Here is a 17,223-nt window from a genome sequence, read left to right on the forward strand (position 1 = left end):
TGCCTCCTGCCGCCCCGAGTCAATCCGTCGCAACAAGATCTGTGCATGCCGTAGCCACAAGGGGGGAGGGAACGCAAGAGCTGCGACGCTGTTTCCGGAGGGGCAGTTCCGATGTTTGTGCGGAGAGTGTCGAAGTTATCACCTCGCCCGTGGCGGGTGAACACGTCGTGGCACATCGCAGCCTGCTCCCTCCCCCCTTGTGGGGGAGGGGTGGGGAGGGGGGGAGCCCCGCATCCGGACGACGCGATCGCTAGACGGATCGTGGCCGCAGCACACCTCTCAATCCACGATGTTGTACCCTCCATCGACATAGAGGGTCTCGCCCGTGATCAGGCGGGCGGCGTCGTGAGCCAGGAACGCGGTGGCGAGCCCGACGTCGTCGATCGAGACCAGCTTGTGGGTCGGCGACTTGCCGCGTGCCTTCTCCAGAAGCTCGTCGAACTCCGGGATGCCGGAGGCGGCGCGCGTCGCCAGCGGGCCGGGCGAGATCGCGTGAACCCGGATGCCCTGCGGGCCGAGCTCGGCGGCCAGGTAGCGCACGGCGCTCTCCAGCGCCGCCTTGGCGACGCCCATGATGTTGTAGTGCTGGACGACGCGCTGGCTGCCGTAATAGGTCATGGTGAACAGCGCGCCGCCGTTGGTCATCAGCGGCTCGGCGAGCTTCGCCATGCGGATGAAGGACCAGCACGAGACGTCCATGGTGGTGAGGAAGCCGTCGCGCTCGACGTCGATGACGCGGCCGTCGAGCGCCTGCTTGGGCGCGAAGGCGATCGAGTGGACGACGAAGTCGAGCCGGCCCCAGGTCTTGGCGATTTTCTCGAACACCGCCTCCATCTGGCCCGGCGCACGCACGTCGAGCGGCATGAATATCTCCGCCTCGACCTCGCGGGCGAGCGGCTCGACATGGGGCTTCGCCTTGTCGTTCAGATAGGTCACGGCGAGCTCGGCGCCGAGCGCCCGGAACGCCCGGGCGCAACCCCAGGCGATCGACTGGTCGTTGGCGATGCCGACGATCAAGCCGCGATTGCCTTGGTGGATCTTCGCCGCGTAGGTGGGGATCATGCGGTACCTCTGCTGATGGAAGACGAGCCGAAAACGAGGCCGGCGGTGTGGCGGGCGATCATCAGCTCCTCGTTGGTCGGCACCACGAGCAGCGCGACGCGACTGTCGGGCGCCGAGATGCGGCTGTGCCCCTGCGCGTTGGCGACCGGATCGAGCACCGCGCCGAGCCAGGCGAGCCGCTCGGCGACGGCGGCGCGCAGCCGCGCCGAGTTCTCGCCGATGCCGGCCGTGAACACGACGGCGTCGAGGCCGCGGAGCGCCGCCGCCAGCATGCCGGCCTCCAGGCCGATGCGATAGACGAAGAAAGCGATCGCGAAGGCGGCGCGCGGATCGTCGGAGGCCTCCAGGTCGCGCATGTCGTTGCCGATCCCGGACAGGCCCTTCAGCCCGCACTCGCGATAGAGGAAGTGCTCGATCGCGACGGCGTCCATGCCCTTCGCGGTCATCAGGTGGAGGAGCACGCCGGGGTCGAGCCGGCCGGGTCGGGTGCCCATCGGCAGGCCGTCGAGCCCGGTGAAGCCCATGGTGGTCTCGACGCTGCGGCCGGCGGAGAGTGCGCACAGCGAGGCGCCGCTGCCGAGATGGGCGACGATCACCCGCCCGCGCGCGACGTCGGGCGCCACCTCGGGCAGGCGGCCGGCGATGTATTCGTAGGAGAGGCCGTGGAATCCGTAGCGGCGAACGCCCTCGTCGTGCAACGTCTGCGGGATGGCGAAGCGGTCGGCGAGCGGATCGCGGCCGCGATGGAAGGCGGTGTCGAAGCAGGCGACCTGCGACAGGTCGGGACGCCGCTGCAGGAGGGTGCGGATCGGCGCGAGATTGTGGGGCTGGTGCAAGGGGGCGAGCGGCACCAGGCGCTCGAGATCGGCCAGCACGGCCGGTGTCACCACGAGGGGCCGATCGTAGGCCGGGCCGCCGTGGACGACGCGGTGGCCGACCGCGGCGAGCGTCACGCCGGACAGGCCGCGCAGAAAGGTCTCGGCGACGTGGAGCGCCGCCGGCAGGTCCGGCACCGTCTCGGGCGAGAGCGTCCTGTCGACCAGGATCGCACCGTCGGCGCCGACGGCGTGCAGCCGCGGGGCGGTGCCGACGCCCTCGATCCGGCCCTCGAGCAGGCGACGCGGCGTCCCGGCCCGTCCCGCCTCGAACATCTGCAGCTTGAGGCTCGACGATCCGGCGTTGACGACCAGGATGGCGTCCATGGTGATTCGGCCCGGCGGTTTCCGCGCGACGGTTCAGCTCGGGGGCACCGCGAGGGCGCCACGGCGGGCATGGGCGTAGAGCACCGCGACGGCGCAGGACGCCATGCGGGTGCGCACCGTGTCGGCCCGCGAGGTGAGGATGATCGGCACCCGGGCGCCGAGCACGATGCCGGCCGCGTCGGCGCCGGCCAGGAAGGTCAGGTTCTTGGCCAGCATGTTGCCGGCTTCGAGATCGGGAACCACCAGGATCTGGGCGTGGCCCGCGACCTCGGAGCGGATGCCCTTGATGCGCGCCGCCTCGGGATCGATGGCGTTGTCGAAGGCGAGCGGACCGTCGACGATGCCGCCGGTGATCTGGCCGCGCTCGGCCATCTTGCACAGCGCCGCCGCCTCGATGGTCGAGGGGATCTTGGTCGTCACCGTCTCGACCGCCGACAGGACCGCGACGCGCGGCGTGCCGAGGCCGATCCGGGTGTAGAGGTCGATGGCGTTCTGGATGATGTCACGCTTGGCGTCGAGATCGGGCGCGATGTTGATGGCCGCGTCGGTGACGAACAGCGTCTCGGCGTAGCTCGGCACGTCCATGACGAAGACGTGGCTGATCCGCCGCTCGGTGCGCAGCCCGGTCGTGGTCGCGGTGACGGCCCGCATCAGCTCGTCGGTGTGCAGGCTGCCCTTCATCAGAAGCTCGCCGCGGCCTTCGTGCACCAGCGCGACGGCGCGGGCCGCCGCCGCGTCGCTGTGCGGCACGTCGACGATCTCGAGCCCCGCGACGTCGAGCCCGGCACGCGCCGCGACTGCGGTGATCTTGCCGACGGGGCCGACCAGGATCGGCACGATGATGCCGGCCTCGGCCGCCTCCACGGCGCCGCGCAGCGAGGTCTCGTCGCACGGATGCACCACGACGGTCGGCACCGGCGGCAGCGCCTTGGCGGCGGCGATCAGCTTCTCGTACTTGGCGTGCGGCACATGGGGCGCGGGCGCCGTGGCCGCCGGCGGGGCCGGGCTGCTCGGATCGGCGATGATCGTCACGACACGAACCTCCTCACGGGCGGTGGCGGAGCTAGGATGCCTCCCGGATGGTGCCGTCGCCCCCGCCGATCACGGTGAGGGCGGGCGCGCCGGCCTCGCCCGTGAACATCCGCGCGACGCGCCGCAGCCGCGCCTCGACCTCGCCGCTCGGCTCGCCGGCCGCCGTGATCACGGCGCGGATCACCGCCATCGCCTCGGCCCGCACGGCCGCATCGTCCGGCAGCAGCGACGGGATCGCCGCGACGGCCGCCTCCTGGTCGATCAGCAGCATGAAGAACTGATCGCGCAGCAGCGCCTTGAACTCGGCGAGCGGCACGGCGCGGATCTTCTCGTTGGCGGCCCGGATGCGGCGCACCGTCTCGAAGCCGCGCTCGTCGACGCCGCCGCGCGGCATCGCGACATAGATCATGGCGCGCACCGCCGCCTCGCGCAGTCCACCGACCGTGAAGCGCGCCTTCAGCTCGGCGATGCGGCGCCCGACCAGCTCGCCGTGCAGCGCGCTCTTGCCGGCCTTGTGCAGCGGCTTCTCCGACGTCGGGTCGATGCCGTAGAACGCCTGCACGGCGGGCGCGCCGTAGAACGCCTTGAAGATCGCCTCGGTCATGCCGTCACGGATGTCGCGATACGCGTCGAGCCCGGCGACGATCTGCTTCGACATCATCTCCTGCGCGGCGACGAACGGATTGCCTTCGTCGGCCGGCTTGCGGTGCTGCCTGACCCAGTCGGCGGCGGCGGCGAGCGGCTTGACCAACGGATTGGCGTCGGAGACCAGCTCGTATTGCAGCCGCGCCGGATGCATGCGGTACAGCATGTCGGCGACCTGCGGCGTGACCATGGCGCGCACCCACGGCTGCACGAAGGTCTTGTAGAGCGCGAGGTTGACCTCGGACATGCGCGCCACCGTGGCGAAGCGGCGGTCGTCCTCGATCGTGTTGCCGCCGAGCGCGCGGAGGTCGTCGAGGGTGCGCGCCTCGCAGCGCATCACCCAGCGGCCGTGCGCGAGCTCGGCGTTCGCGGTGTCGCCGTCCTTGGCCTCGAACATCGCCTCGTAGAGGCCCGGCGGCAGCACGTCGATCAGGTCGATGTTGCTGGCGAACTCGTCGTGCTGCTTGCGGGCGACGCCGCCCGACACGAAGATGCCGAGATGGCCGACGCTCTCGTGCACCGAATACACGATGGTCTGGCCGTAGGAACGGATCTCGTCCACGTCGTCGTAGAGGTCGAGGATCCAGCCGAGCGCCTGCTGGGGTGGCGTGATGTTGTCGCCCTTCGAGCAGAACACCACGATCGGCGAGCGGATGTTGCGCAGGTCGATCGCGATACCGGCCGAGGACTTCACCTGCCCGGCGGCGAGCTTGTTGCCGACGAACAGTTCGTCGACGATGAACTGCATCTCCTCGGCGTTCAGATTCACATGGCCGCCCCACCAGCGTTCGAAGCCGAGGTACTTCTCGGCCTCGCTGTCGACATGGGCATAGAGGCTGTAGGGCTTCTTCCAGTAGGTGTTGGCGGGATTCAGGTTCTCGAAGTTCTCCACCAGCCAGGCGCCGTCGAACTTGCCGCAGCCGAGATCGCTCGTGAACGCGGTCGCCCAGCTCCCGCCGAACAGGCCGCCGGTGTAGCGCATCGGATTGAGGCCGCTCTGGCCGGTCCAGTAGGACAAGGGCGAGCCGGCGACGATGATCGGGCCGAACAGGTCGGGTGCGACCGCGGCCAGCATCATCACGGCCCAGCCGGCCTGGCAGTTGCCGATCACGCAAGGCTTGCCGTCGGCGTCCGGATGGCGGTCGATCACGGTCTGCAGGAACAGCGCCTCGGCGCGGGCGATGTCCTCGATGGTCTGGCCCGGCATCGGATCGGGCAGGAAGCCGACGAAGTAGCAGGTGTGTCCGGCGCCGAGGGCGACGCCGATCTCGCTGTCGGCCTTGAAGCCGCCGATGCCGGGGCCGTGCCCGGCGCGCGGATCGACGATCACGAAGGGCCGCTTCGTCGGATCGATCGTCACGTGCGCGGGGGGCACGATGCGCACGAGGCCGTAGTTGACCGGGCGGTCGAGCGTGCGGCCGTCGACGATCAGCTCGGCCTCGTAGTTCAGAACGTTGGGGGCCGGCATCGCCATGTGCTCGCGATAACCGTTGCCGCGCTGGCGCATCACGTCCCAGAACAGCACGCTGCGCTGGGCGGCGTCGACGAGATACCCGGCGGCGCTCACCGCGGCGTTGCCGGAGCCGAACGCACCGAGATCGAACGCACCCGGATCGAACGCACCGAGATCGAGCGCGCCGGAGCCGAGGCCGAAAACGCCCGGCCGAGACGGGGTGTCGTGCGCTGTCATGGGAGGCTCCTGTCGGTTCGCGGCAGCCGCTCGGCGCCGGACTGATGGATTAAACACGACGATTCCACCCGCCGCTCGGCCCGGCCGTCGCGGCGGCACTCCTCCCACTCAGCCCCAACAGAGTGACATTCCGATGTCGCCCGGGATGCCGCCCGGGAATTCGACCACCTGCACCTTCAGGCGGTAGCCCCGCGGCTTCATATGCGCCTCCCAGAACTCGTAGAGCTCCTTCGGCAGGCCGGTCAGCGTGGTCTCCCAGCCCGGCTCCTGGTTGTTGATGGCGCGGCCGCGATCGGTGCAGAGCTGATTGGGGAAGCGGATCACCTGCACCTCGGTGAGCCCGTTGGCGACGGCGCGCTTGACGATCGCGGCGGCGCGCCTCAGGCGCTCGGCATCGTCCACACCGGAGGGCTTCTGGAACTTCTCCAGCAGCGCCGTCTTCTCGGCCTCCTCGTGGGCCTTGAGCCGCATCGCCTCCTTGGCCTTCTCGGCTTCGGCGAGCGCGATGGTCTGCAGGCAGTCGGCCGCGGTGGGAAGGATCTCACCGGTGCGTTCGGGCGATTGCAGGCCCGCCGCCGACGTGCCTGTCGATGCCTCTGTCGTCTTCATTCGAGCGCCTCCTGATAGGCTCGTCGCGGGTGCCGTCGAAGTCGACCCGGTCAACGGCGGCCGGCCCGATTGACGGGGCCGCCGCGATTCATCGGCGTTCCCGGCCGTACACCGACGCCCGGGGCTCCGACGCCGGGCCGCGCGACGGCTCGCGCCACCGGCCGGGGGCGCAGGACGACGCCGGGACGGGCGACGCAACTCGGAGGATAGTCGATATACTGGCAGTAGACGACGGCATTCGACGGGCTGACGCTGCCGAACAGGGTCGTCATCACGACCGCCGATGCGAATGACACCGATAGCACGATCTTCATCGCCAAACTCCTCGCTCGACGCTGACCACGGACCTGTCGCCGGGTCGTGCCTGTTCCTTGTACGAGCCAGATCGGCTTCGATGCGGACCGGCGCAGCCTTCGAGCTCGAAGCAAGCCGCTCGTTCGCTCGGGATCACATTGACCGGCGTCAAGGATGATCGAATCACGAACTCGAAAGGCAAGGCGGCGGCATTCGCGCCCACGACCGTGGCCGCGCAGTCGCGGCGCGAGACCCCAGATCGAAACGGCGTCGAGCGGGTTCCGCGGGTGATCGGACGGAGCCGAGCATCGGTCACGATATGCCGTTCAATTTTCTGAGAGGTGCCGCGGTCGGATCCGTCCTGACCGCCGTACCGGCGCCGGCCTCCACGCTGTTCGAGCCCGAGGTCACGGACGTGCCACCATGCCCGCGCGTCGTAGCTCGAATCGACTAGGTCGGCGCTTACGCGGTTCTTCTAATAACGGTGCCGACGCTGACCCGACTATCATATATCATGATGACGGCGGACGCGTCGGTCGTCGACATCGTGACCGACGATCCCGTCGGAGTGAACTGGCAGCCGAGCGTGCCGATCGGGTGGCGAGCGAGAGGTGCGGTCCGGTGTGCGCCGGTGAACGGCGATGGTCGGCGGTCACCGCACGACGGATCGGATCGTGCGCGGGCTCCGAGCGATACGGAAGGACGGAGGCCGTCAATGTCATCTTACGAGAGATCGATCACCGCGCACGTCGCCGGGTTCGTCGCGGCTTGGGTGATGGCCGCACCGCAGCCGGTGTGGGCGCAGACCACCATCGACGTCGCCAAGATCAGCTGCGAGCAGTGGCAGACCTACAAGGTCGCCAGTCCGGACCAGATCGCGCTGTGGATCAGCGGCTATCTGGCCGGCAAGCGCGGCACGACCGTCATCGAGGTGCAGACCTTCCGAGAGACGAACCTCAAGAAGGTGAAGGATCGCTGCTTCCGCGAGCCCAAGATGCTGGTGATGGATGCCGTCGAGAAGGAGATCGGCGCCGCGCGATAGCGGCGGCATCGGGCGGCGCGGACGACCGGGGGCTCGGGCGACGTCGGCGCGTCGTATGATCGCGGCCCGCTCGTCACACGGCGTTCCGGCGACTCGTGACGTTCCGGTGACTGGAGAGTTGCAATGAGTGCTCTGCATCCGAATGCCCCGCACCATCTTCCGGTGTTCTTCACGGCGCCGGGCGACACCGACGTCTTGATGGTGGCGATGGCCGTCCTGCTGGTCGGTGCCGTGCTGGGCGTCGGGATCCTGTTTCTGCGGCTGCACACCTTGCCCGAGCGCATCGCCCACAAGTCGAAGAAGCTGCAGTTCGAGATCGTCGCCGTGCTCGGCCTGCTCGCGCTGTTCACCCACATGCACATCTTCTGGGTGATCGGCCTGCTGCTCGCCCTGATCGACCTGCCCGACTTCGGCGGCCCGTTGCGACGGATCGCCGGCTCGATCGAGCGTATCGCCGGCGTGCCGCCGGGGCAGGGCGCCGCCGGGGTGCCGGACGAGACCGAGCCGGGCGGCGACCACGGCACGGCTCGGGACACCGGTCACGATGCGGGCCACGATGCGGGTCACGATGCGGGCCACGCCGCCGCCGCCGCGGCACCGCTCGCGCCGTCAGCGCCGTCCGTATCGGCCGCGCCGCCGCGCGAGGCGCCGGCCACCGCCCTGGTCGCCGGGACGGCGAAGCCCGCGCCGGGACTGGCGGCCGCCGGCACCAGGAGTTGACCCATGCTCGAGCTCCTGTTCTGCTCGCTGCTCACGATCCTGCCCGACTATCTCTACCGGCGCTATCGCCAGGGCAAGCGGATCGGCCACGAGATCACCCTCTACTCGGTGTGGTTCGAGCTGCGCTGGGGCATCACGGCCTGCCTGATGCTGACCGTCGGCCTGATCACGGTGGTCTTCTACAATCACCCCTCCACCACCAACGTCACCTATTTCTTCCGCACCGTCCCGATCCTGCCGGAAACCAACGGCCGCGTCGCCGAGGTCTATGTCGGCTTCAGCCAGCCGATCGCCGAGGGTGCGCCGATCTTCCGGCTCGACTCGACGAAGCAGCAGGCGGCGGTCGAGACGGCGCGCCGCGAGATCGTCGAGGTCGAGGCCGAGATGGTGGTCGCCAAGGCCGACATCCTGGCCGCCGAGGGCAAGATCCAGGAGGCCCAGGGCGCCTACCAGCAGGCGCTCGACGAGCTCGCCACCAAGCAGGAGCTCTACAAGCGCAACCCCGACATCGTCGCCCGCCGCGAGCTCGAGCGGCTGGAGAACATGGTGGACGGTCGCCGCGGCGGCGTCGCGGCCGCGACGGCCCAGCGCGACGCCGCCGAGGCCCGCCTCGTCACCCTGCTGCCGGCCCAGAAGGCCAGCGCCGAGGCGGCTTTGGCCCAGGCCGAGGTGGAGCTGAGCAAGACCTTGGTCAAGGCCGGGGTCGGCGGCCGGGTCGAGCAGTTCTCGCTGCGGGTCGGCGACATCGTCAACCCGCTGATGCGGCCGGCCGGCATCCTCATCCCGCGAGGGCCGGGTACGCGCAGCCTGCAGGCCGGCTTCGGCCAGATCGAGTCGCAGGTCATGAAGGTCGGCATGGCGGCCGAGGTCACCTGCGTGTCGCAGCCGTGGACGATCATTCCCATGGTGGTCACCGGCGTGCAGGGCTACATCGCGAGCGGCCAGTTCCGCGGCGGCGAGCAACTCGTCGACGCCCAGCAGGTGACGCGACCCGGCACCATCCTGGTGGTGCTGGAGCCGCTCTACGCCGGCGGGCTCGACGGCGTGACGCCCGGGTCGAGCTGCATCGCCAACGCCTACACGAGCAACCACGCGGCGCTCGCATCGGGCGATGTCGGGCCGCTGCGATGGATCGCGCTTCACGTCGTCGACACGGTGGCGCTCGTCCACGCCATGATCCTGCGGATCCAGGCGCTGCTGCTGCCGATCCAGACGCTGGTGCTCGGCGGGCACTGACCTCTCCGCATCCCGCTCCATGGACGAGGACAGCTCTGGTGCGAAGCGGTATCATCGAAGGCAGCGGCGTCGGTTCTCGGTGATTCCCGGGGTGGCCGGTCGACCGCAGGCGGTGAATCCCGGAGGGGGACGATGCGACGAGCTTGGATCCGCGCTGTCGCGGTGGGGCTGTGCGCGGCCGTGATGGTCTGCGATTCGGTCGCGCCGGCCCGCAGCCAGTCCGCCGACGGGCAGGCCGTGCCGGTCGGGGTCGTTCGGGCCGAGCGCCGCGCCATCAACCCGTCCGCCGATTACGTGGGCCGCATCGACGCCATCAACAAGGTCGAGGTGCGGGCCCGCGTGAAGGGCTTCCTCGACGAGGTGCTGTTCACCGAGGGCGACACGATCAAGGCGGGCACGCCGCTCTATCAGATCGAGCAGGGACTGTTCCAGGCCGACGTGGAATCCGCCCAGGGCGCGCTCGAAAAGGCCAAGGCGTCGCTGACGCTCGCCCAGCTCCAGCGGCAGCGCGCCGAGGATCTGCTGTCGCGCGCCTCGGGCACCGTGGTGGCGCGCGACCAGGCGATCGCCGAGGAGCTCTCGGCCAAGGGCGCCGTGCTGAGTGCCGAGGCGAATCTCTCGACGGCGCGCATCAATCTCGGCTACACCCGGATCACCTCGCCGATCGACGGCAAGATCGGCAAGACGGCGATCACCAAGGGCAACGTGGTGGCACCCGACTCGGGCGTGCTGACCACCATCGTCAGCCAGGATCCCATGTACGTCTCGTTCCCGATCAGCCAGCGGGCGCTGACCGAGGCGGCCGAGAAGGGCGGCAAGCGCTCGCCCGACGATCTGACCGTGACGCTGAAGTTCTCCGACGGATCGAGCTACGGCGAGACCGGCAAGATGAACTTCATCGACGTCAGCGTGAACCGCTCGACCGACACGGTGCTGGCGCGGGCCACCATCCCGAACCCGAAGGGCGCGCTGATCGACGGCCAGTTCGTCCGCGTCACCCTGCAGACGACGGCGCCCGAGGAGAAGGTGCTGGTGCCGCAATCGGCCCTGATCGCCGACCAGCAGGGCACCTACGTGTTCGTCGTCGAGGACGGCAAGGCGGCGGTGCGCCGCGTGGTGCCGAACGCCTCGATCGGCGCCGACATCGTCATCGAATCCGGCCTGAAGGGCGGCGAGCTCGTGATCGTCGAGGGCCTGCAGGGGGTGCGCGCCGGCACGGCCGTGCGGGCGACCCCGGTGCAGCCGGTCGGCCGGAGCTGAGCGATGCTGTCCTCGATCTTCGTCGATCGTCCGCGCTTCGCCATCGTCATCGCCATCGTCACCACCATCGCCGGGCTGGTCGCGCTCGCCGCCATTCCGTTCGCCCAGTATCCCGACATCGTGCCGCCGCAGGTGGCGGTGACGACCAGCTATCCGGGCGCCTCGGCGTCGGTGGTCGAGGCCACCATCGCACAGCCGCTCGAGGCGCAGGTGGTCGGTGTCGACAAGGCGATCTACATGAAGAGCGTGTCGGGCGACGACGGCAGCTACTCGCTGATCGTCTCGTTCGAGCTCGGCACCGATCCGGACATCAACACCGTCAACGTCAACAACCGCGTGCAGGTGGCACTGTCGCGCCTGCCCGAGGACGTGCGCAAGCAGGGCGTGACGGTGAAGAAGAAGTCGTCGGCGATGCTCGGCGTCATCGCGCTGTCCTCGCCGAAGCAGACGCACGACGCGCTGTTCATCTCCAACTACGTCACCATCAACATCCTCGACCAGATCAGGAGCACGCCCGGCGTCGGCGACGCCAGCCTGTGGGGACCGCTCGACTACGCCATGCGCATCTGGGTGCAGACCGACCGGCTCACCGGCCTCGATCTGACCACCGGCGACATCGTCAAGGCGATCCAGTCGCAGAACGTGCAGGCGGCGGTCGGCCGCATCGGCGCCCGGCCGATCTCCGACGACCAGCGCCTGCAGCTCAACGTCCAGACCAAGGGCCGGCTGGCCTCGATCCCGGATTTCGAGAGCATCGTCATCCGGACCAATCCGGACGGCTCGGTGCTGCGGTTGTCCGACGTCGCCCGCGTCGAGCTCGGCGCCGCCTCGTCCGACACCACGACGGAGCTGAACGGCGCGCCCGCCGCCGCGATCGCCATCTACCAGTCGCCCGGCGCCAACGCGATCACGACGCTGGACGCCGTGAAGACGCTGATGAAGGATCTCGAGAAGCGGTTCCCGGACGATCTGACCTGGACCGTCACCTACGATCCGACCACCTTCGTGAAGGCGACCATCCACGAGGTGCAGAAGACGCTGGTCGAGGCCTTCGTCCTCGTCGTGCTGGTCGTCTATCTGTTCCTCGGCAGCTTCCGGGCGACCCTGATCCCGACCGTCGCCGTGCCGGTCAGCCTGATCGGCACCTTCGTGGTGCTGCTCGCCATCGGCTACTCGGCCAACTCGGTGTCGCTGCTCGCCGTGGTGCTCGCCATCGGCATCGTGGTCGACGACGCCATCGTGGTGGTGGAGAACGTCGAGCGGGTGATGGAGGAGCATCCCGAGCTGTCGGTCGCCGACGCCACCAAGAAGGCGATGACCGAGATCACGGCGCCGATCGTCGCCATCACGCTGGTGCTCTTGTCGGTGTTCGTGCCCGTCGCCTTCATCCCCGGCATCATGGGCGAATTGTTCCGCCAGTTCGCCGTCACGGTGGCGGTCGCGATGTTCCTGTCCGCCATCAACGCGCTGACGTTGTCGCCCGCCTTGTGCGCCGTGCTGCTGAAGCCCCATCACGGGCCGCGGCGCGGCCCGATCGGCCATGTGATGCGCGGCATCGACAAGGTGCGCGACGCCTACGGCGCCGTCACGGCCCGCATCGTGCGTGTCTCGGCGATCAGCCTCGTCGCGGTCGCGGCCGCCGGCGTCGGCACCTGGGGCTTCTCCAAGATCACGCCGACCGGCTTCTTGCCGGAGGACGATCAGGGCGCCTTCTTCGTCGTCGTGCAGCTGCCCGGCGGCGCCTCGGTGGCGCGCACCGGCGAGGTGCTGCGCCAGGCCGAGACGATCCTGAAGGAGGAGTCGTCGATCGCTTATTTCACCTCGGTGGTCGGCCTCAACTTCATCGACAACTTCTCGCAGGCCAACGCCGCCTTCGTGGTGGTGACGCTGAAGGATTTCGAGGAACGCACCGACAGGTCGCAGTCGACCTCCGCCATCATGGGCCGGCTGGTGCCGAAGTTCCGCCAGATCCAGGGCGGCACCGTGCTGCCGCTCGCGCCGCCGCCGATCATCGGGCTGGGCACCGGCGGCGGCTTCACCTACGTCCTGCAGGATCTCCAGGCCGGCGACCCCAAGGTGCTGGCGCAGGTGCTGCGCGGCCTGCTGGTCGCCGCCAACCAGGATCCGGATCTCAACCGGGTGTTCTCCACCTTCTCGGCCACCAACCCGTCGATCTATCTCGACATCGACCGCGACAAGGCGCAGGTGCTCGGCGTTCAGCTCTCCGACGTGTTCGGCGCCCTGCAGGCGACGCTGGGCGGCCTCTACGTCAACGACTTCAATCTCTACGGCCGCACCTGGAAGGTGCAGCTCCAGGGCGAGGCCGACGACCGCCGCGGCGTCGAGGATCTCTACCGCATCAACGTGCGCAACAAGGACGGCCAGATGATCCCGATGCGCAGCCTCGCCGAGGCGAGCATCATCGTCGGGCCGCCGTCGCTGATCCGCTACAACAACACCCGCGCCGTCACGGTGCAGGGCGAGCCGGCGCCCGGCGTCTCCTCCGGCGAGGCGCTCGCCGCGATGGAGCGGGTCGCGGCGAAGACGCTGCCGACCGGCTTCGCCGGGGCGTGGACCGACACGGCGTTCCAGGAGAAGCGGGCGTCCGGCAAGACCGTGATGATCCTCGGCTTCGCGGTGCTGTTCGCCTATCTGTTCCTGGTCGCGCTCTACGAGAGCTGGACGATCCCGGTCCCGGTGCTCTTGTCGGTGATGGTCGGCCTGCTCGGCTCCTTCGTCGCCATGGTGACGACCGGGCTGACGCTCGACCTCTACGCCCAGATCGGCATGGTGGTGCTGATCGGGCTGGCGGCCAAGAACGGCATCCTGATCGTCGAGTTCGCCAAGGAGCAGCGCGAGCGCGGCGTGCCGTTGGCGGAGGCCGCGGCCGAAGGCGCGCGGCTGCGCTTCCGGCCCGTGATGATGACGTCGTTCGCCTTCATCCTCGGGCTCTGGCCGCTGGTGGTGGCGACCGGCGCCTCGCAGCTCGCGCGGCGCGATGTCGGCACGCCGGTGTTCGGCGGCATGATCGCCGCCTCGTTCCTCGGCATCTTCGTCATCCCGCCGCTCTACGTGTTCTTCCAGGCGCTGCGCGAGAAGCTGCGCAAGGGAGCGCGGCCGAAGATGGAGCTGGCGCCGGGGGTGGCGAGTGCCGCGCCGGGTGCCGGCGACGCGGCACCGAAGCCGGCCGGAGAGTGAGCGGTGTCGTCGCGCTTCTCGTGCTCGTGTCGTTCGAGGGGGACTCGCGTGGATGCGGCAAGGCCCCCTCACCCGGATCGCGCACCTTCGTCGCGAACTTGGACCTCACCCCTCCCCGCGCGCGGACAGAGGTGACGTCGCGGGACCGAGTCTCGTCGTGTTTCAAAGGACGATCTCATGACAACGTTGAATCACCTGTTGGCCGCCGCCCTTTGGGGGGCTCTCGTCCTGTCGTCACCGGCCGCGTCGGCCGACGACCTGTCCGGTGCGTGGGCGACGGACGGCTCGGCCTGCGACAAGATCTTCGTCAAGGCCGGCAGCAGGGTCACGTTCCGGGACAACTCGGAGCTGTTCGGCGGCGGCTTCGTCATCGACGGCAACCACGTGCGCGGCAAGGCGACGACCTGCGACATCAGGAGCCGCAAGACGGTCGGCACCGGGGCCAATGCAGTGACCCACATGCTGGCGAGCTGCGCCTCCGACATCATGCTGTCGAGCGTCCAGCTCAGCGTCCGCCAGCCGGCCCCCGACACGCTGGTGCGGATCTTCCCCGGCATGGACGGGATGGAGATGACGTACAAGCGCTGCGCGATGTGAGAAAGCCGCATTCGTCGGGGCCCTCTCCCTGAGGGTCGCGCGCTTGCGCGACAAGAGGGTCGACGCGCGGAGCGCGTCGGGGTGAGGGTTTACGGCGCTGATGGTGATCTCGGCACCCCCTCACCCGGATCTCGCGCGGCCGCGCAAGATCCGACCTCTCCCCGCTGGGGAGAGGTGAAACAGAGCATGCCGGCTCGTCTGTGGTGAGCTTCCGCCGGTCTACCGCCCCTCGATCTCTTCCCGCAGGATTTCCAGCTCCAGCCAGCGCTCTTCGGCGGCGGCGAGCTCGGCCTCGGCTTTCGCTGCGGCCTGTGACGTCTCGTCGAAGGTCTTGCGGTCGCGGGCGAACAGGGCCGGGTCGGCGAGCTTCTGGTGCAAGGTCGCGATCTGCTGCTGGAGCTTCGCCATCGTCTTCGGCAGCGTCTCCAGGGCGTGCTTCTCGTTGAACGACAGCTTTCGCCTGGCGACCGCCTTGGCGTCGCCCGCGGGCGCGGCCGTAGCGGCCGCGTCGTCGGCGACGAACGCTTTCTCCTTGGCCTGCTTGGCCGCCGCGGGCCGGAAAAGATCCGCGCCGCGTTGCGAAATCATGTCGGTGTAGCCGCCCGCATATTCGGTCCAGCGGCCGTCGCCCTCCGGCACGATCACGGCGGCGACGATGCGGTCGAGGAAGTCGCGGTCGTGGCTGATCAGCAGCACCGTGCCGGCGTAGTCGGCCAGCATCTCCTCCAGCACGTCGAGCGTGTCGAGGTCGAGATCGTTGGTCGGCTCGTCGAGCACCAGCACGTTGGAGGGCTTCGCCAGCGCCCGCGCCAGCATCAGCCGGCCGCGCTCGCCGCCCGACAGCGCGCCGACCACGGTGCGGGCCTGCTCGGGCGAGAACAGGAAGTCCTTCATGTAGCCGACGACGTGGCGCTGGGTGCCGCCGACCATCACGCTGTCGCCGCGCCCGCCCGTCAGCGTGTCGGCGACGGTGGCGTTCGCGTCGAGGCTGTCGCGCGACTGCTCGAGCGTCGCCATCTCGATATTGGCGCCGAGCCTGATGGTCCCTGAGTCCGGAGCCAGCACGCCGGTGAGCAGCGACAGGAGCGTCGTCTTGCCGGTGCCGTTGGGGCCGACGATGCCGATGCGGTCGCCGCGCTGGATGCGGGTGGAGAAGTCGGTGACGATCGGCCGGCCGTCATAGGCCTTCGAGATGCCCTTCGCCTCGACGACGAGGGTGCCCGACTTGTCGGCCTGGGCGGCGGCGAGCGACACGCTGCCGGCGGTCGCCCGGTAGTCGCGTCGCGCCTGGCGCAGCGCCTGCAGCTCGCCGACGCGGCGCATGTTGCGCTTGCGGCGCGCCGTCACGCCGTAGCGCATCCAGTGTTCCTCGGCGACGATTTTTCTGTCGAGCTTGTGCTGCTCGCGCTCCTCCTCGGCCAGCACGTCGTCGCGCCACGCCTCGAAGTCCGAGAAGCCGCGCTCGATGCGGCGCAGCCTGCCGCGGTCGAGCCACACCGTGATGCGCGAGAGATCGGCGAGGAAGCGCCGGTCGTGGCTGATCATCACCATGGCGGAGCGCGTCGCGTCGAGCTCGGCCTCCAGCCACTCGATCACGGGCAGGTCGAGGTGGTTGGTCGGCTCGTCGAGCAGCAGGATGTCGGGGGCGGGCGCCAGCACGCGGGCGATGGCGGCGCGGCGCGCCTCGCCGCCCGACAGAGTCGCCGGATTCTCCTCGCCGGTCAGGCCGAGCTGCTCCAGCAGATAGGTCGCGCGGTAAGGATCGTCGCCGGGCCCGAGGCCGGCCTCGACATAGGCGAGCACGGTTTGCGCGTCGCCGAAATCCGGCTCCTGCGGCAGGTAGCGCACCGTCGCGCCGGGCTGCACGAAGCGGCTGCCGCGGTCGCTCTCGATCAGGCCGGCGGCGATCTTCAGGAGCGTCGACTTGCCCGAGCCGTTGCGGCCGACCAGGCAGACGCGCTCGCCCGGCGCGACCGCGAGCTCGACGCCGTCGAGCAGCGGATGGCCGCCGAAGGTCAGCCCGATGTCCTTCAGCTGCAGGAGGGGCGGCGGCGCCATCAGGATCTCGGTCCGGGTTGCGGGGCGGCGCGGCGGGCGCGGCGCACGGCCTGCTCCAGCGCCTGCAGGAAGGCGGAGCGGTCGCGCGGCGAGAACGGCCGCGGCCCGCTCGTCTGCTCGCCGGCGGAGCGCAGGTCGGTCATCAGGTTGCGCACGGCGAGCGCCATGCCGATGTCGGCCTCGGTGAACAGCCGCCCGTTCGGCGCCACCGCGATGGCGCCCGCCTTGATGGAGCGGCTCGCCAGCGGGATATCCTGGGTGACGACGATGTCGGCCGGTTTCACCCGCGAAGCGATCACGTCGTCGGCGGCGTCCATGCCGGCGCCCGCCGCGATCCGCTCGATCGACGGATCGGAAGGCACGCGGAGGAAGCCGGCCGCCACCACGGTGACGGGCAGGGCGTGTCGCGCCGCGACCTTGAAGACTTCGTCCTTCACCGGGCAGGCGTCGGCATCGACATAGATGCGCGGTCCTTCGGTCGCGGGCGTCTCGGGCGGTGTCGCGGGGCTGTCGGGCGGGCCGTTCATGCGGTGGCGATTAGCGGGTTTTTCGGGCCGACGCCACAAGAGCGTCATTTC

At 69.5% G+C, this 17,223-nt stretch carries 12 protein-coding genes and 1 pseudogene; 6 read left to right on the forward strand and 7 right to left on the reverse strand.

The window, feature by feature from the left end; genetic code table 11:
• Positions 1 to 279 precede the first annotated feature (279 nt).
• The 5 genes from fabI to ACFSOX_RS11030 form a co-directional block, all read right to left on the reverse strand.
• The gene (fabI, locus tag ACFSOX_RS11010; protein WP_378477861.1) at positions 280 to 1,062 is read right to left on the reverse strand and encodes an enoyl-ACP reductase FabI; all 783 of its coding nucleotides are present in this window, start codon (positions 1,060 to 1,062) and stop codon (positions 280 to 282) included.
• Complete coding sequence (locus ACFSOX_RS11015; protein ID WP_378477862.1) at positions 1,059 to 2,264, reverse strand: acetate/propionate family kinase; 1,206 nt, start codon at positions 2,262 to 2,264, stop codon at positions 1,059 to 1,061. Before ACFSOX_RS11015 ends, fabI begins: the two co-directional genes overlap by 4 nt.
• Positions 2,265 to 2,297: 33 nt before the next feature.
• On the reverse strand, positions 2,298 to 3,233 hold the full coding sequence (locus tag ACFSOX_RS11020; RefSeq protein WP_378477995.1) for a phosphate acetyltransferase: 936 nt from the start codon (positions 3,231 to 3,233) through the stop codon (positions 2,298 to 2,300).
• A gap of 94 nt (positions 3,234 to 3,327) precedes the next feature.
• A complete protein-coding gene (locus tag ACFSOX_RS11025; RefSeq protein ID WP_378477863.1) occupies positions 3,328 to 5,631 on the reverse strand; it encodes a DUF3141 domain-containing protein in 2,304 nt (767 codons plus the stop codon).
• Between the two features lie 108 nt (positions 5,632 to 5,739).
• Entirely contained in the window at positions 5,740 to 6,240 is a 501-nt protein-coding gene (locus ACFSOX_RS11030) for a hypothetical protein (protein WP_378477864.1), read from the reverse strand.
• A gap of 1,009 nt (positions 6,241 to 7,249) precedes the next feature.
• On the opposite strand from ACFSOX_RS11030, the gene ACFSOX_RS11035 reads away from it, so the two are divergent.
• The 6 genes and pseudogenes from ACFSOX_RS11035 to ACFSOX_RS11060 all read left to right on the forward strand — a co-directional run bounded on the left by ACFSOX_RS11035 (position 7,250) and on the right by ACFSOX_RS11060 (position 14,587).
• The gene (locus ACFSOX_RS11035; protein WP_378477865.1) at positions 7,250 to 7,576 is read left to right on the forward strand and encodes an HdeA/HdeB family chaperone; all 327 of its coding nucleotides are present in this window, start codon (positions 7,250 to 7,252) and stop codon (positions 7,574 to 7,576) included.
• Positions 7,577 to 7,699: 123 nt separating this feature from the next.
• Positions 7,700 to 8,083, forward strand: a pseudogene (locus ACFSOX_RS11040) (hypothetical protein); the annotation flags it as partial.
• A gap of 216 nt (positions 8,084 to 8,299) precedes the next feature.
• Complete coding sequence (locus ACFSOX_RS11045) at positions 8,300 to 9,532, forward strand: HlyD family secretion protein (protein WP_378477866.1); 1,233 nt, start codon at positions 8,300 to 8,302, stop codon at positions 9,530 to 9,532.
• Positions 9,533 to 9,664: 132 nt separating this feature from the next.
• Entirely contained in the window at positions 9,665 to 10,792 is a 1,128-nt protein-coding gene (locus ACFSOX_RS11050; protein ID WP_378477867.1) for an efflux RND transporter periplasmic adaptor subunit, read from the forward strand.
• Between the two features lie 3 nt (positions 10,793 to 10,795).
• Positions 10,796 to 13,990 (forward strand): efflux RND transporter permease subunit, encoded by a 3,195-nt coding sequence (locus ACFSOX_RS11055; protein ID WP_378477868.1) that lies wholly within the window; start codon positions 10,796 to 10,798, stop codon positions 13,988 to 13,990.
• Positions 13,991 to 14,167: 177 nt separating this feature from the next.
• Complete coding sequence (locus ACFSOX_RS11060) at positions 14,168 to 14,587, forward strand: hypothetical protein (RefSeq protein WP_378477869.1); 420 nt, start codon at positions 14,168 to 14,170, stop codon at positions 14,585 to 14,587.
• A 219-nt stretch (positions 14,588 to 14,806) separates the two neighbouring features.
• On the opposite strand, the gene ACFSOX_RS11065 is transcribed toward ACFSOX_RS11060, so the two are convergent.
• Positions 14,807 to 16,645: an ABC-F family ATP-binding cassette domain-containing protein gene (locus ACFSOX_RS11065; protein ID WP_378477870.1), complete on the reverse strand. Its 1,839-nt coding sequence runs from the start codon at positions 16,643 to 16,645 to the stop codon at positions 14,807 to 14,809.
• Positions 16,645 to 17,172: a YaiI/YqxD family protein gene (locus tag ACFSOX_RS11070; RefSeq protein ID WP_378477871.1), complete on the reverse strand. Its 528-nt coding sequence runs from the start codon at positions 17,170 to 17,172 to the stop codon at positions 16,645 to 16,647. Before ACFSOX_RS11070 ends, ACFSOX_RS11065 begins: the two co-directional genes overlap by 1 nt.
• Positions 17,173 to 17,223: the final 51 nt, after the last annotated feature.

It is taken from the genome of Rhodoplanes azumiensis, assembly GCF_042682915.1.
Taxonomy (GTDB): domain Bacteria; phylum Pseudomonadota; class Alphaproteobacteria; order Rhizobiales; family Xanthobacteraceae; genus Rhodoplanes; species Rhodoplanes azumiensis.